Consider the following 13,808-nt stretch of genomic DNA (forward strand, 5'->3'; position numbering starts at 1 on the left):
TTTTAAAATTAAAGTCAACACTTAACGCGATTGATTGTGTAGATGCTTTGCCTGGCCGCTTGGGCATGCGAAAATTACTCCCTATAGTAAATGCTCAAGCAAGCGTGCTTTTGCATCAGCGCTCCAACCTCCATAGGATCTTTGTAAATGACCGCCCAACTTATCGATGGAAAAGCCATCGCTGCTCATGTCCGTCAACGCGTTGCCGAGAAGATAGCCAAACGTCAGCAAGTAGGCGCTCGTGCACCAGGACTAGCCGTTGTTGTGGTCGGTGAAGACCCGGCGTCTCACGTCTATGTTAGTAATAAACATCGAGCCTGCGAACAAGCGGGCATCCTATCGTTTCAACATGCCCTCCCCGCCGCTACCACGCAGCAAGCGTTGGAAGCATTGGTTGACCAGCTTAATGATGATGCAAGCATAGACGGCATCCTGGTTCAGCTACCGCTACCAGCTCACCTGGACGCCAACCCGATTCTGGAGCGCATTAAGCCCGACAAAGATGTCGATGGTTTTCACCCCTACAATCTTGGCCGGCTTGCTCAGCGGTTGCCGGCTCTACGCCCCTGCACCCCCAAAGGGGTCATGACCATGCTGGCAGAAAGCGGCCTGTCGGTGCGTGGCTTAAACGCCACTATCGTTGGCGCTTCTAACATCGTGGGCCGCCCAATGGCGCTGGAACTGATGCTGGCAGGCGCGACCATCACTGTATGCCATCGCTTTACCCAGGATTTGCAGGCCCATGTTAACCGTGCCGACCTGGTGGTCGTGGCTGTCGGCAAACCTGGCATTGTTAAAGGGGAGTGGATTAAGGAAGGTGCCATTGTGATTGATGTTGGTATTAACCGTCAGGAAGATGGCTCGCTGGTGGGAGATGTCGATTTTGCAGCTGCGGCCGAGCGGGCCAGCTTTATCACCCCCGTTCCGGGTGGCGTAGGCCCCATGACCGTTGCCACTTTGCTCGAAAATACGCTTGAAGCGGCTGAGCATCACGACGCCAACGCTTAGGCTTACTGTACTGTTAATTTTTAGGGTTTGATAAAGGAGCCTATTCGATGAAGCGTATTGGCATTATTGGCGCAATGGCGCAAGAAGTCGGCATTCTGGTCGGGCAGCTCGACAATGCTGAGCGCTATGAGCATGCAGGGTTTGTATTTCATACCGGTATGCGCCATGGGCTAGAGGTAGTGATACTACAGTCCGGCATTGGCAAGGTGAATGCGGCTGTGGGTACCGCCATTCTTCTGGAACGCCACCACCCCGACGCTATCATCAATACGGGTTCAGCGGGCGGATTTGCAAGCGATCTCAACATTGGTGACGTCATCATTTCAGATGAAGTACGCCATCATGATGTCGATGCAGTGGTGTTCGGCTATGAAATAGGTCAGGTGCCCGGCATGCCCGCGGCTTACCTGGCAGATGTTCAGCTACGCGCCATTGCCCGCCAGGCAATCAAAGAGGTTGGCGAGGTTAACGTCCGAGAGGGTCTCATTGCGACAGGTGATGCGTTTATGTCTGACCCTGCACGCGTGGCTGCGACACAGGCCCACTTCCCCTCTATGCTGGCGGTTGAGATGGAGGCTGCAGCGATTGCGCAAACCTGTCACCTATATCAATGCCCATTCGTGGTGATTCGTGCGTTATCCGATATTCCGGGCAACGATGATAACCACCTTTCTTTTGAACAGTTCCTGGACATAGCCGCCGCCCACTCATCGCGCATGGTGGACCACATGCTACAGACACTTGGCCAGCGCTAAGATCGTAGCAATAGCCGGTGTTTACCACTAACGAAAACGGAGCCAAATGGCTCCGTTTTCGTTTCTTACTTCATCAACAGATTTCTTACTTCATCAACAGTTACGCTTTAATGGACCACTCAAGCGACTCTCCCGCCAGCAATGGGACAATCGTTTTGCCCCCCGCGTAAGGATAGGCTTCCGGCAGTTGCCAGGGTTTACGCTCTAACGTGATTTTATCGGCATTAGGCGCCAAGCCATAAAAACGCGGACCATTCAGGCTGGCAAACGCTTCCAGCTTATCGAGCGCGCCCACTTCATCAAAGGCCCTTGCATATAATTCAATCGCCGCCGGTGCCGTGTAAGCGCCAGCGCAGCCACAACTGGATTCCTTATCGCCCTTGGCGTGAGGCGCGCTATCCGTACCTAAAAAGAACTTGGGGCTGCCACTGGAGGCTGCTTTCAGTAATGCCTGGCGGTGCTGTTCGCGCTTTAAGATGGGCAGGCAGTAGTAGTGCGGGCGAATCCCACCCACCAGCATTTTGTTGCGGTTAAACAGCAGGTGATGAACCGTAATAGTGGCCGCAACATTATCCGGCGCGTTTGCCACAAACTCTGCCGCTTGCTGGGTCGTAATATGCTCAAAAACAACCTTTAGCGCGGGATGACGCGCCAGCAGAGGCTTCATTACCGTTTCGATAAATACCGCTTCACGATCAAAAATATCGATATCAGCAGTGGTTACTTCACCATGAACAAGCAGCGGCATTCCCACCTTGGCAAGCATGGCAATGGTGTCATCGCAGTGCGCAAGATCGGTGACACCCGAATCCGAGTTGGTGGTTGCCCCGGCAGGGTAAAGCTTAACCGCTTTAATCACGCCGCTTTGTGCTGCGCGCTCAATTTCCTCAGGCGGCGTCGTATCGGTTAAATAGAGCGTCATAAGTGGCTCGAACGTGCTGCCTTCAGGCAAGGCCGCCAAAATACGCTCACGGTATTCAAGCGCCTGAGCCGTGGTCGTTACCGGAGGCGTTAAGTTAGGCATAATAATCGCACGGCCCATTTGGGCGGCGGTATGGCCTACCACGGCTTTCAGCGCCTCGCCATCACGCAAATGGAGGTGCCAGTCATCGGGGCGGGTCAGGGTAATAGCGTCCACGGCAAGTCCTAAGCTGTTTAAAGAAGAAAAGCCAATACAGTATACGTGATCCACTTGGCGGAGAAATCTGCTTATCAATGTCACACACCGTAACAAGTATCGTATTATAACGGCACTCTTAGAGGTTCAAGGTCCAATTGTTTATGCAAAATGTGCGACGCTATGCGGATATTATTGCCAGCATAGAGGGGCTGGTATGGCTAGGTCTCGCTTGGTCGATTTCTATTTCCGTACATACCGGCAATACCGAGCCGACGCTGGCAGCACTTTTTATCGTGGGTGCGCTGGTGCTATTTAGCTGGGCACACCGACCGATGCGCTATCTACTGTGCCGCTACCATATCCGTAAGCGGCGCACGGATATGTGGATTCATATTCTAGCGCTACCCCTTCTGCTCGCGATGTTCTTTCATATCATGGTGGAAGCGACGTTAGGCAGCACCTGGCTGCCACCAAAAATGCTGTTATTCAATCTAATGGCATCCGCTGGCTGGCTGACCTATGTCATGACGCTACTCATTAAGGTTGTCATTCACAGCATCAAAACTTCACGTAAATAGGTAGTAGCCCATGCAAACGGCTTTGCCGCTGCCCCTCTCGACCCCGAACCGCAATCTGGTTCGCCTCACTATTGTTCGGGGAATCACCTGGACAGGGTTTCTGATCGCCATTGTGGTCGGCGTGGAGCTACTGGCCTTTGAATTACCCGTCACCGCGGTCGTCAGTGTCGTTATCGCTATGGGCTTATTGAATATCGCCACCTGGTGGCGATTGGGGCGCCCGCGAGCGGTGGAACATATTGAGTATCTGCTGCATTTATTGGCCGACATTGCGGGCCTGACCCTGGTATTTTATTTTTCGGGAGGCTCCACCAATCCGTTTATTACCTACTATCTGGTGCCTGTGACGATTGCCGCGGCAACGCTACCATGGCGCCATGCCTGGATATGTGCGGTCTGCGCCATGGCAGGCTACAGCTTTCTAATGTTCTTTTACCACCACGTCCCCCAACTGGCACATATTAATAGCGATGAAATGCTCAATCTGCATGTCATGGGCATGTGGCTTAACTTTGGCCTTTCAGCAGGCCTGGTCACGTTTTTTATCTATAAAATGGCCCATGCACTGCGTAATCGAGATAAAGCACTTTCACTTACTCGCGAAGCGGCGCTGCGTAACGAACAGGTGCTGGCTGTAGCCACTCAGGCGGCGGGCACAGCACACGAACTAGGCACCCCGCTCTCGACCATGGCCATACTGTTAAAAGAGATGCAGGATGAGGCCCCCGAAGGGGGAACGTTACAGCAGGATATTCGCTTACTGCGCCAGCAAGTCGACATTTGCAAATCTCGTCTTCAGCATTTGGTCACCAGTGCCGATCGGCGACGTATGGCAGAACCCGAAATACTGGATGCCCAGACCTGGCTAACCGGCGTTGTGCAGCGCTGGTTAGTGTTGCGGCCAGATGTTAGCCACCAATTTGAGATCGTTGAAAGGCGCGGCAAACCCTGGCTTGCGGTTGACACAACGCTGGACCAGGCACTAATGAACCTGCTAAACAATGCCGCTGATGCCAACCCCGAACATGTTTCTATTCGTCTTGATTGGCAGGAAGAGAGTGTTGTCATTGATATTCGTGATCACGGCCCGGGCATTGCCATGTCTATCGCTGACCAGCTCGGTGATACGTTTATTTCTACCAAGAGCAAGGGAATGGGCATTGGCCTGTTTTTGACCCATGCCACGATCAATCGCTTTGGCGGAGGTGTTAGTCTGTATAATCATCCCGAAGGTGGCACGCTGACAGAAGTAACGCTTCCGCGTAGCTCCGCCCCCCTTTAAGCCAAACTAACGGCACAGCCTAATTGAAACGCGTTTTAGTGTGTTTCAAGCACTATCGTTGAGGACATCATGCAAACGACAGATCAGCGCCTGCTAATTATTGATGACGATGAAATGTTCTGTCACGTGCTCAGCCGCGCGTTTACCCGCCGCGGTTATGAGGTAATGACAGCGCATGATGCAGACCAGGCGCTTGCGGTAGCCGTTCAGTTTCAACCCACCATGGCCACGCTCGACCTCAAGCTTGAAAACAGCTCAGGACTAAAGCTGCTCCCTGAGATGTTGGCCGCCGTGCCAAGCTGCCGTATTGTGGTGCTTACCGGTTACTCAAGCATTGCCACGGCCGTGGAGGCCATGAAGCTCGGAGCCGTCAACTACCTGTGCAAACCAGCCGACGCTGACGACATTGTCGCATCCTTTGAACACCAGGAAGGCGACCCCAATATAGAGCTTGCTGATAACCCTCCGTCCATTAATCGAATCACGTGGGAGCATATTCAAAAAGTGCTTCATGAACACGACGGCAATATTTCCGCGACAGCTCGCGCGCTCGGCATGCATCGCCGGACACTCCAGCGTAAACTGCAAAAACGCCCCGTTAAGCGTTAGTCCTGCACCAGCGGCCTACTCCGCAACAAAGCTAGCATTCTCCGCGTTGCGTTTGCCTACCGCATTAGCTCCCAAACCAGCCACCGCAGACGCCGATACCATCGGCGTCATTGCCTTACCCTATTGGCGAAACAAGGACTGCTACGCCACAATAAGCCCCCTTGAGCCATCCATCACTTTGACGTTAGGAGTTTTCGCATGTTTGTGGTTATTTTTGGCAGAATGACCTGCCCTTTCTGCGTCCGTGCCAAGCAACTTGCTGAGCATTTGGAAACAATCGGTAAGATCGAGGGTTACCGCTATGTCGATATGCCCTCTGAAGGCGTTACTAAAGAGGACATCGCTAAAACGGCAGGCAAGCCTATCCATACGGTGCCGCAAGTATTTGTCGACCAAACGCACATAGGCGGTTTTACCGAATTCGACAGGTTTGTACGTGAGAAGCAGTTATTAGCTCCCCAGGAAGATTCGTTACGTTAAATTTGCCGTTTATAGTCGTTGAACACGCTTTTTCTCGCCTGCCTATACTGGGTTTTAAACAAGTACCCTCTTTCTAACATCGCTTGTTTAGGCGGCGAGGATAGCATCGTGCAACGTGATGAATTCGTACAGCAGCTTTGGCTTGACTATATTCACTCGCACCCCGACATCGGCGGTTTGCGTCTTTGGCCTCTCTCCTCTACGGCGGAATACTTAACGCTCGTAACGCTTAACCATGGTCCTTTTTCTGCTTCCGTTTTGAATAACCGGTTGGCGCACATGGGGTATCGTCAGGTTGCTCATTATGCGATGGCTGACAAGGGCCTTCTTATTCGCCTTCTCGCGCCTGATGACCAAGGAAGTTGGCTAGTATTAGCTGAGCTACAGTTGGGGACGCTGTCAAAACTGCCTCGTGAGGCACTGGCTGCGCTGGTGAATCAATCACACCCACAGGACTGCAAGGGCCACAACTTACTTTGTCGCGGTCGTCCGTGGCCCATGCCCTCCTGGTCGCTATATCAGCAGCTTCTAAAGGCGCACCCTCTTGCTGCCTGGCTGGCGGTTATGGGCCCGCGCCTACACCATGCAGGCTTTGATTGTGCCGAGCTCGGCGATACGCTAACAGCGCTTAATGACCAGCTAGAAAAAACAGGCATGCCCGGTGAAAAAGAGCCGCAAAACGGCGTGTTTGCGCTTTCGACGCTTATTGAGCATCATTTTTATCCAGCCATGCCGCAACGCATCATCTTTAGTGATGGCGATGAGCATCGTCTCTGCCTGGGCGGCCTGGCGCTGACTCAAAAACATATCGATGCGGGCCATGAACGCATCGCCGAAATACTCATTCCGGCCCATGCCCGCTGTGAGATTGTCTAAGCAGCCTGCCAAGGCTGCTTAAAACAAGTAACGTACTTACATTTGCGTTTACGCTTCCACAAACGTCATTTCGGGTACATGGTCAGGCACTATCAGCTTACCCGCCGTTTTTTCGATAATTTCATCGATGCTGACCCCGGGCGCGCGCTCTTTAAGCACAAAGGCGCCGTCTTTAATTTCCAGGTAGGCCAAGTCAGTCAGAACGCGGTTAATACAACCAGCGCCCGTCAGCGGTAAAGTACACTGCTCAAGCAGCTTCGACTCGCCATGCTTGGAGGCGTGGGTCATCGTGCAAATAATATTTTCAGCGCCAGCCACCAGGTCCATGGCGCCCCCCATTCCTTTAATCAACTTGCCTGGCACCATCCATGACGCAATATTGCCATTCTGATCGACTTCAAACGCACCTAAAACGGTGAGATCCACATGCCCACCGCGGATCATGGCAAAAGATTCTGCCGATGAAAAAATAGCAGCACCAGGCCGAGCGGTCACCGTCTCTTTACCAGCATTAATCATGTCAGCATCAAGCTCTTCCTCCGTCGGGAAACGCCCCATGCCCAATAAACCATTTTCTGACTGAAGCATCACATCAATGCCTTCAGGAATGTAGTTGGCAACCAGAGTGGGAATACCAATACCCAAATTTACGTAAAAGCCATCTTCCAATTCACGCGCAACACGCTGCGCCATCTGTTCACGTGTTAAAGCCATGGTGGCAACCTCATTATTGAGCGATTAAAAAAGTTGTTTAGCCGTTAACGGTCAACGATTTAGCCATGCACCGTGCGTTTCTCGATGCGTTTCTCAAACGAACCCTGAATAATCCGATCCACATAAATACCCGGGGTATGGATCTGGCTGGGCTCAAGCTCACCAGGCTCTACAATTTCTTCAACTTCCACCACTGTGATTTTTCCAGCGGTCGCCACCAAGGGATTAAAGTTTTGCGCTGTATGGCGGTACACGACATTGCCATAACGATCCGCTTTCCAGCCTTTTACTATTGCGAAGTCACCGACGATGGCTTCTTCCATGATGTAGTGGCGCCCATTAAATTCACGCACCTCCTTACCCTCACCAATGGGAGTACCGTAGCCTGTCGCGGTATAGAACGCTGGAATACCTGCGCCACCCGCCCGCATTTTTTCAGCCAGCGTGCCTTGAGGAGTAAGCACAACCTCAATGTCATCGTTGAGCATCTGCTGCTCAAAGAGCGCGTTTTCGCCGACATAAGAGGCAAATATTTTGCGGATTTGACGATCTTCAAGCAGAACGCCCAAACCAAAACCATCAACGCCGCAATTATTAGAAGCAACCGTCAGGTTCTTAACACCTCGACGTTTTATTTCTGCTATTAGATTTTCTGGTATTCCGCATAGGCCAAAGCCGCCAGCCAGTACGGTCATTCCGTCTTCGATACCTTCCATCGCTTCGGCATAGGAAGCAACACGCTTATCAAATCCTGCCATTATTATGCCTCGCCTCGTTGTCGGTGGTGCGTACAATGCGCTTATCGGTACTGTCAGTGTTGTCTCTATTACTATACCTGGTTACCCAAGCCCAAAAAGTGATGCCTATCACAGGCTGCCTTAAGCTTAGCCATTAAAGAGCCAGAAGTGTCGCTGGATAGAAAATTACTTTTTGAAGCGCGCAAAGGTAACGACAATAAAATAAGTGCTTTTTTACCATTGTGCTGGGCAGTATGGCATTGATCCATTAGCATTAATCGCATCGTTATACGTTTCATTGAAGGACGGATATGACTATTTTCAAGGGCTTAGTCAGCATTGCGCTGTTCACGCTCACCACGCTTTTTTGGGGCATTCCACTTATTGCGCTCACTTTTCTAAAAGTCGTTATCCCAGTGAAACGCTTTAGAAAATGGATACTTGACGGCTTATGCGCCGTGGCCCTTAACTGGATCGGCGCTAATCTTTGGTGGATGAAGCGCTGGCTGAGGCCAGATGTCACTTTTTCGATTCCTGAATCGTTGAGCCCACACCAATGGTGGCTGGTCATATCCAATCACCGTAGCTGGACCGATATTTTTATTCTTTTCATGGCCTTGCACCGCCGTATCCCTATGCCGCGTTTTTTTCTAAAACGACAATTGATCTGGATCCCGATTGTAGGTCTTGCCTTTTGGGCACTTGAATTTCCGTTTATGCGCCGCTTTAGCCGTGAACAGATCGCCAAGAACCCCACTCTTGCCACGATAGACCGCCAATCCACAGCGTCCATGTGCCACCGGGCGCGGAGCGCGCCCATCGCCATATTTAATTTCATCGAAGGCACACGGTTTACCATAGCGAAGCGCGACGCACAGAAAAGCCCATATCAGCATTTGTTAAGGCCAAAAGCAGGGGGAATTTCGCAGGTACTTAGCCTGCTTGGCGATCAATTGGATGGTATTCTTGATGTAACGATCAGTTACGCTAACCCGTCGCCAACGTTTTGGGGTTTTTTATGCGGTCAGGAAGCGCCTATTACACTACAGGCACGAACATTGCCCATTCCCCAGTGGATGCACGAATCCGACTACCACGAAGAAAAGCAGCATAAGGAACGCTTCCACGCATGGACCAATTCACTCTGGCAGGAAAAAGATGCCTTGTTGGACAGCCAATCCGATCACGCCTAACTGTCTGGCTTGGTGTCTGCTTGCTAATTAGCGTATTAACAGGCTGTGCAGGTTCGTCGCCCTCTTCCTCCCAACGCGATGCCGTACCTACCCATAGTACGAGCCAAATCAGTGGCAACTGGGTGGCCGTTCAACGTGGAGATACGCTAGGAAAACTGGCTAACCGGGCTAACGTACCTCTTGAGCGTCTGGAGCGTTTTAATCCAGGCGTCAATGCGCGTCGTCTTGCGGTTGGCCAGCGCTTGATGATACCTACTCAACAAGAGCGTGCACCCTCCGGCGGCCCTTACCGTTATCAAATCCGGCCTGGCGATACGTACTCCAACATAGCACGACACTTTGGCACGACCAGTGGACGTATTCAGAGCGCCAACCCCGGCGCTTCGCCCACCGCACTAAGGATAGGCCAAATTATCAGCGTTCCTTTAAGTAGCGGCGGTACGCGTAGCCCAGTGCCTAGTAATCGTCCGGCGCCCTCTAGCGGTACCTCTAGCAACACCCCGGCAGCGTCGCCTCCGGCCTCTACGTCATTACCCGCATCCGCGCGCCGCTGGCCTTGGCCGCTTGAAGACTACCGCATTGTCAGACGTTTTGGTGCAGACAGCCGAGGAGCATTGCAACCCATGCTGCTTGCGACCCAAGCCGGTGCGCGTGCTCAGGCCGTAGCCCCCGGCGAGGTGCGCTTTGCAAACGGTATGCGCCAGCTAGGTGAAGTCGTGATTGTGCACCACGCTGATAATCTGCAAACCGTATATGCACTGTGTGAACGCACGCTGGTCTCGGTCGGACAGCAAGTCAAAGCAGGTGATGAACTGTGTGAAGTAGGCCAAAGTAATACCACTCAACGTTACGATCTGCTGTTTGATTTACGCCAGGGCGGCAAGCCGATCGATCCCAGCAAGGTACTGCGTTAACACAATGCTTGGTTAACACGCTTGCTAAACGAACAAAGCCTCTTATCAAAAGGGGCTTTGTTTTCTAGAACGACTATTTACGGTTGACTTAACCGCGATAATAGCGGGGCTTAACAAAGGGCATAGGCGTCACGGTCATCGGCAGTTGTTTCCCACGCACATCCGCAAACACGTGGCTTGCTGGCGCTTCCCAATCGCGGCTAACATACCCTATGGCGACAGGATGCCCAACGCTTGGCCCAAACGTGCCTGACGTTACGACTCCAACTTCGTTACCTGCCGCATCCCGCAACACAGCGCCTTCTCGAATAGGTGCCCTACCTTCTGCCAGCAACCCTACACGCTTGCGTAAATGATCCCTGGCATCGATTTGATGAAGAATGACATCTGCCCCAGGAAAACCTGCCGAACGCGCGCCCCCATGACGACGGGGCTTACCAATCGCCCAAATCAATCCGGCTTCCACTGGCGTTGTAGTGGCATCCATATCATGCCCATAAAGGCATAGCCCGACCTCCAGGCGCAGCGAATCACGAGCGCCTAGCCCAATCGCCTCAACTTCCGGCTCCGCCAACAGGCGCTTGGCAAACGCTTCACACGCATCGGCTGCCACGGAAATTTCAAACCCATCTTCGCCGGTATAGCCACTGCGACTCACCCATACCTCATGCCCATCAATAGTAAAACGTTGATGCTGCATGAACACCAGTTCACATGCCGCTGGGCAAAGGCGCTGCATAACAGCATGTGCCTGGGGGCCTTGCAGGGCAAGCAAGCCGCGGTCTAACAACTCAATTTTGTGGGTGGCGCCCAAGCTTTCCCGCAAATGCGCCAAATCCTGGTCTTTACAAGCAGCATTAACCACCAGATAGAAGTGGTCGCCACCATTAACGACCATTAAGTCATCAATAATTCCACCTTCAGTATTGGTGAACAGACCATAGCGCTGCTCACCTTTTGGGAGCCCCACTAAATCCGCTGGAATCAGTGTTTCCAGCGCCTTGGCGGTATCTTCCCCCGATACAAGAATCTGCCCCATGTGAGAAACGTCAAAGAGGCCACACTGTTGCCGGGTATGCTCATGCTCTTTTTTTACCCCCAGTGGATACTGCACCGGCATATCATATCCAGCAAAGGGCACCATTTTTGCCCCGAGCTCAAGGTGCAGTGCGTGAAGTGGCGTATGCTTTAGATCGGTCATGATAGTTTCCTTGGTAAAAACGAACAACGGGGAGCTATTGTCATAGCTCCCCGATGCGATTACTGCTTAAGCGGCCAATATCGCTTACTTGTCATGGTCTAGTTCTTCACCGGCTAACACTTCCTTGCCCGCAAAGTAGTCTTTGGTCAGCTTGAAAACCACCGGGGAAAGCAGCGCCAGTGCAATCAGGTTAGGAATGGCCATCATGGCATTAAAGGTGTCGGCCATGAGCCAAATAAAGCCGAGTTGCGCAATAGCACCCAGTGGAATGGCTAATACGAACAGAACGCGATAGAGCATGATGGAGCGCGTTCCAAACAGGAACTGGAAACATTTTTCGCCATAAAACGACCAGCCTAGAATGGTCGTGAAGGCAAAGATAGCCAGCGCGATAGCCACAATGGGGTTACCGAATCCAGGCAGTGCCTGGTCAAAGGAGAGCGCGGTAAGCGATGCGCCTTCTTCACCCGTTTGCCATACCGTAGAGGTCAGGATCACCAGTGCCGTAATAGTACAGACGATGATGGTATCAATGAAGGTGCCCAGCATGGCAATAAGCCCTTGGCGAACCGGGTTTTTAGTTCTGGCCGCGGCATGAGCAATAGGCGCACTACCTAAACCTGCCTCATTGGAGAAAATACCCCGCGCCACACCGAAGCGAATAGCAGCCATCACAGCGGCACCCGCAAAACCACCTGCCGCCGCCATGGGATTAAAGGCGTAATAGAAGATCAGACTAAAGGCCTCGCCGATTTGCCCTGCATTAACAATCAGCACCAGCACACCGGCAATCACATAGGCTATCCCCATGATCGGTACGAGTTTCCCAGCGACTTTCGCAATCCGCTTGATGCCACCTAGAATGACCGCGCCGGCCAATACCATGATGATGACACCGGTAAGCCAATGCGGTACGCCAAAGGTGACGTCCATCGCATCTGCGACCGAGTTAGACTGCACCGTATTACCAATACCAAAGGCTGCGACAGCACCAAAAAACGAGAACAGACCGCCAAGCCAAAGCCACTTTTTACCCAGCCCGTTTTTAATATAAAACATGGGGCCGCCTACATGGTGGCCGGTATTATCTGTTTCACGATAGCGTACAGCCAATACCGCTTCGGCGAATTTTGTTGCCATTCCCACCAGCGCTGTAATCCACATCCAAAACACAGCACCTGGGCCACCTAATGCAATTGCGGTGGCCACACCGGCAATATTGCCGGTACCGATGGTGGCTGAAAGCGCCGTCATCAGGGCATTAAAAGGGGAAATTTCGCCGTCTTCATCGGACTTGTCGACGCTAGCCTTAGCGACGGCGTCCTTGTGGGCAGGTTTAGGCTCACGCCCCTGCCAAAGTAGCTTGAAGCCCATGCCCAACTTTCTAATGGGCATTAATTTTAAACCAATTTGTAGGTAGATCCCCACACCCAGTAGCAAAATCAACATCAATGGCCCCCACACGACGCCATTGATCGCCCCAAAAAGGCTATTTAACGTTTCCACACGCTTCTCCTTACCCTATTAGTTCAATTTTTATAGATGTCTGGCCGTCAGAAAACGGGCATTCGCGATTATTTTGTTTAGCTAATATAGCGATGTCATGGGCACGCCCCATCTTTGATAGCAGGATAGAGGCAATTATTAACATGCTCAGGTGAACCACCTGTATGTTTTACACCATTATCCTTGTTCGCTTCTATGCTCAGGCACTTCTAAATAGTAAATGCCTTCGTACCTCCCCACCCGATAGGCACGCTGGGTCATAAAATTTCCCTTGCTGAGCATTTCTTAGCTTACAGGAAACTTGTTTCCGATCAGAAACACGTTAACATGCTTAAAAATTCGTTTATTGGCTGGCACGCTGGTAGTCGCCAAGACTTCCGACAAGCGCTAGTATTAGCCTATCCAGTCAATTGTTTCATAAAGGGAATCATCATGAGCAACCTTCCTGCAAATCTGCGTTACGCGAAAAGCCATGAATGGGTACTTGATCATCAAGACGGCACCGTCAGCGTAGGGATTAGTGACCACGCCCAAGAAGCGCTTGGCGATGTGGTATTTGTTGAACTACCCGAAGTAGGTCAAACGCTTACCCAAGGCAAAGAGTTCGGCGTTATTGAATCGGTAAAGGCGGCTTCCGACCTCTACGCCCCGGTAAGCGGGGAAGTTATCGAAATTAATGACGCGCTTGAAGACTCCCCCGAAACGGTGAACGACGCACCCTATGAAGGCGGCTGGCTGATGAAGGTACGCCTGACCGACCAGAATCTGGACGGTTTACTGGATGCTGATGCTTATCAGGCCACATTAAGCACTGACGATTAATACCGCAAAGCCT

The 13,808-nt window shown here is 52.0% G+C and carries 15 protein-coding genes; 10 read left to right on the plus strand and 5 right to left on the minus strand.

Translation table 11 applies throughout. The annotated features are described in order from the left end of the window. Nucleotides 1-147: 147 nt before the first annotated feature. Nucleotides 148-1,008, plus strand: a complete 861-nt coding sequence (folD, locus tag ACT3R4_RS11055; protein ID WP_441679042.1) for a bifunctional methylenetetrahydrofolate dehydrogenase/methenyltetrahydrofolate cyclohydrolase FolD — start codon at nucleotides 148-150, stop codon at nucleotides 1,006-1,008. 47 nt (nucleotides 1,009-1,055) lie between these two features. After that, on the plus strand, nucleotides 1,056-1,763 hold the full coding sequence (mtnN, locus tag ACT3R4_RS11060; RefSeq protein WP_172116588.1) for a 5'-methylthioadenosine/S-adenosylhomocysteine nucleosidase: 708 nt from the start codon (nucleotides 1,056-1,058) through the stop codon (nucleotides 1,761-1,763). A 100-nt stretch (nucleotides 1,764-1,863) separates the two neighbouring features. Here mtnN and pyrC read toward each other — a convergent pair whose 3' ends face one another. Further along, the gene (pyrC, locus tag ACT3R4_RS11065; protein WP_172116587.1) at nucleotides 1,864-2,901 is read right to left on the minus strand and encodes a dihydroorotase; all 1,038 of its coding nucleotides are present in this window, start codon (nucleotides 2,899-2,901) and stop codon (nucleotides 1,864-1,866) included. Between the two features lie 143 nt (nucleotides 2,902-3,044). Between pyrC and ACT3R4_RS11070 the strand changes: the two genes are divergently transcribed. The 5 genes from ACT3R4_RS11070 (at nucleotide 3,045) to ACT3R4_RS11090 (ending at nucleotide 6,708) form a co-directional block, all read left to right on the plus strand. Further along, on the plus strand, nucleotides 3,045-3,461 hold the full coding sequence (locus tag ACT3R4_RS11070; protein ID WP_172116585.1) for a hypothetical protein: 417 nt from the start codon (nucleotides 3,045-3,047) through the stop codon (nucleotides 3,459-3,461). A gap of 10 nt (nucleotides 3,462-3,471) precedes the next feature. Continuing rightward, on the plus strand, nucleotides 3,472-4,743 hold the full coding sequence (locus ACT3R4_RS11075) for an ATP-binding protein (RefSeq protein WP_172116583.1): 1,272 nt from the start codon (nucleotides 3,472-3,474) through the stop codon (nucleotides 4,741-4,743). A gap of 69 nt (nucleotides 4,744-4,812) precedes the next feature. Then, nucleotides 4,813-5,352: a response regulator transcription factor gene (locus tag ACT3R4_RS11080; protein ID WP_172116582.1), complete on the plus strand. Its 540-nt coding sequence runs from the start codon at nucleotides 4,813-4,815 to the stop codon at nucleotides 5,350-5,352. Nucleotides 5,353-5,550: 198 nt separating this feature from the next. After that, nucleotides 5,551-5,832: a GrxA family glutaredoxin gene (locus tag ACT3R4_RS11085; protein WP_193053526.1), complete on the plus strand. Its 282-nt coding sequence runs from the start codon at nucleotides 5,551-5,553 to the stop codon at nucleotides 5,830-5,832. A 108-nt stretch (nucleotides 5,833-5,940) separates the two neighbouring features. Continuing rightward, complete coding sequence (locus ACT3R4_RS11090; protein ID WP_193053525.1) at nucleotides 5,941-6,708, plus strand: VOC family protein; 768 nt, start codon at nucleotides 5,941-5,943, stop codon at nucleotides 6,706-6,708. Between the two features lie 48 nt (nucleotides 6,709-6,756). Here ACT3R4_RS11090 and ACT3R4_RS11095 read toward each other — a convergent pair whose 3' ends face one another. Together ACT3R4_RS11095 and ACT3R4_RS11100 are read right to left on the minus strand one after the other, a co-directional pair. Beyond that, the gene (locus ACT3R4_RS11095) at nucleotides 6,757-7,422 is read right to left on the minus strand and encodes a CoA transferase subunit B (protein ID WP_193053524.1); all 666 of its coding nucleotides are present in this window, start codon (nucleotides 7,420-7,422) and stop codon (nucleotides 6,757-6,759) included. A 59-nt stretch (nucleotides 7,423-7,481) separates the two neighbouring features. After that, on the minus strand, nucleotides 7,482-8,180 hold the full coding sequence (locus ACT3R4_RS11100) for a CoA transferase subunit A (RefSeq protein ID WP_193053523.1): 699 nt from the start codon (nucleotides 8,178-8,180) through the stop codon (nucleotides 7,482-7,484). Nucleotides 8,181-8,470: 290 nt separating this feature from the next. On the opposite strand from ACT3R4_RS11100, the gene ACT3R4_RS11105 reads away from it, so the two are divergent. Beyond that, nucleotides 8,471-9,352, plus strand: coding sequence for a 1-acylglycerol-3-phosphate O-acyltransferase, YihG family (locus ACT3R4_RS11105; protein WP_193053522.1), 882 nt, complete (start codon nucleotides 8,471-8,473; stop codon nucleotides 9,350-9,352). A gap of 122 nt (nucleotides 9,353-9,474) precedes the next feature. Continuing rightward, nucleotides 9,475-10,266, plus strand: coding sequence for a LysM peptidoglycan-binding domain-containing protein (locus ACT3R4_RS11110; protein WP_441679047.1), 792 nt, complete (start codon nucleotides 9,475-9,477; stop codon nucleotides 10,264-10,266). An 88-nt stretch (nucleotides 10,267-10,354) separates the two neighbouring features. On the opposite strand, the gene gcvT is transcribed toward ACT3R4_RS11110, so the two are convergent. Further along, entirely contained in the window at nucleotides 10,355-11,467 is a 1,113-nt protein-coding gene (gcvT, locus tag ACT3R4_RS11115; protein ID WP_441679041.1) for a glycine cleavage system aminomethyltransferase GcvT, read from the minus strand. 84 nt (nucleotides 11,468-11,551) lie between these two features. Next, entirely contained in the window at nucleotides 11,552-12,973 is a 1,422-nt protein-coding gene (locus ACT3R4_RS11120; RefSeq protein WP_441679040.1) for an alanine/glycine:cation symporter family protein, read from the minus strand. A 432-nt stretch (nucleotides 12,974-13,405) separates the two neighbouring features. On the opposite strand from ACT3R4_RS11120, the gene gcvH reads away from it, so the two are divergent. Beyond that, complete coding sequence (gene gcvH, locus ACT3R4_RS11125) at nucleotides 13,406-13,795, plus strand: glycine cleavage system protein GcvH (protein WP_441679039.1); 390 nt, start codon at nucleotides 13,406-13,408, stop codon at nucleotides 13,793-13,795. The last annotated feature ends 13 nt before the right edge of the window (nucleotides 13,796-13,808 follow it).

This window comes from Halomonas sp. AOP7-E1-9 (assembly GCF_052376035.1).
Lineage (GTDB): Bacteria > Pseudomonadota > Gammaproteobacteria > Pseudomonadales > Halomonadaceae > Vreelandella > Vreelandella citrativorans.

Excerpts from the sequence above, each read along its gene's own strand:
- ACT3R4_RS11095 (WP_193053524.1), bottom strand. The coding sequence starts at position 7,422 with ATGGCTTTAACACGTGAACAGATGGCGCAGCGTGTTGCGCGTGAATTG.
- ACT3R4_RS11100 (WP_193053523.1), bottom strand. The coding sequence starts at position 8,180 with ATGGCAGGATTTGATAAGCGTGTTGCTTCCTATGCCGAAGCGATGGAA.
- folD (WP_441679042.1), top strand. The coding sequence starts at position 148 with ATGACCGCCCAACTTATCGATGGAAAAGCCATCGCTGCTCATGTCCGT.
- ACT3R4_RS11075 (WP_172116583.1), top strand. The coding sequence starts at position 3,472 with ATGCAAACGGCTTTGCCGCTGCCCCTCTCGACCCCGAACCGCAATCTG.
- gcvH (WP_441679039.1), top strand. The coding sequence starts at position 13,406 with ATGAGCAACCTTCCTGCAAATCTGCGTTACGCGAAAAGCCATGAATGG.
- gcvT (WP_441679041.1), bottom strand. The coding sequence starts at position 11,467 with ATGACCGATCTAAAGCATACGCCACTTCACGCACTGCACCTTGAGCTC.
- ACT3R4_RS11105 (WP_193053522.1), top strand. The coding sequence starts at position 8,471 with ATGACTATTTTCAAGGGCTTAGTCAGCATTGCGCTGTTCACGCTCACC.
- ACT3R4_RS11080 (WP_172116582.1), top strand. The coding sequence starts at position 4,813 with ATGCAAACGACAGATCAGCGCCTGCTAATTATTGATGACGATGAAATG.
- ACT3R4_RS11085 (WP_193053526.1), top strand. The coding sequence starts at position 5,551 with ATGTTTGTGGTTATTTTTGGCAGAATGACCTGCCCTTTCTGCGTCCGT.
- mtnN (WP_172116588.1), top strand. The coding sequence starts at position 1,056 with ATGAAGCGTATTGGCATTATTGGCGCAATGGCGCAAGAAGTCGGCATT.
- ACT3R4_RS11070 (WP_172116585.1), top strand. The coding sequence starts at position 3,045 with ATGCAAAATGTGCGACGCTATGCGGATATTATTGCCAGCATAGAGGGG.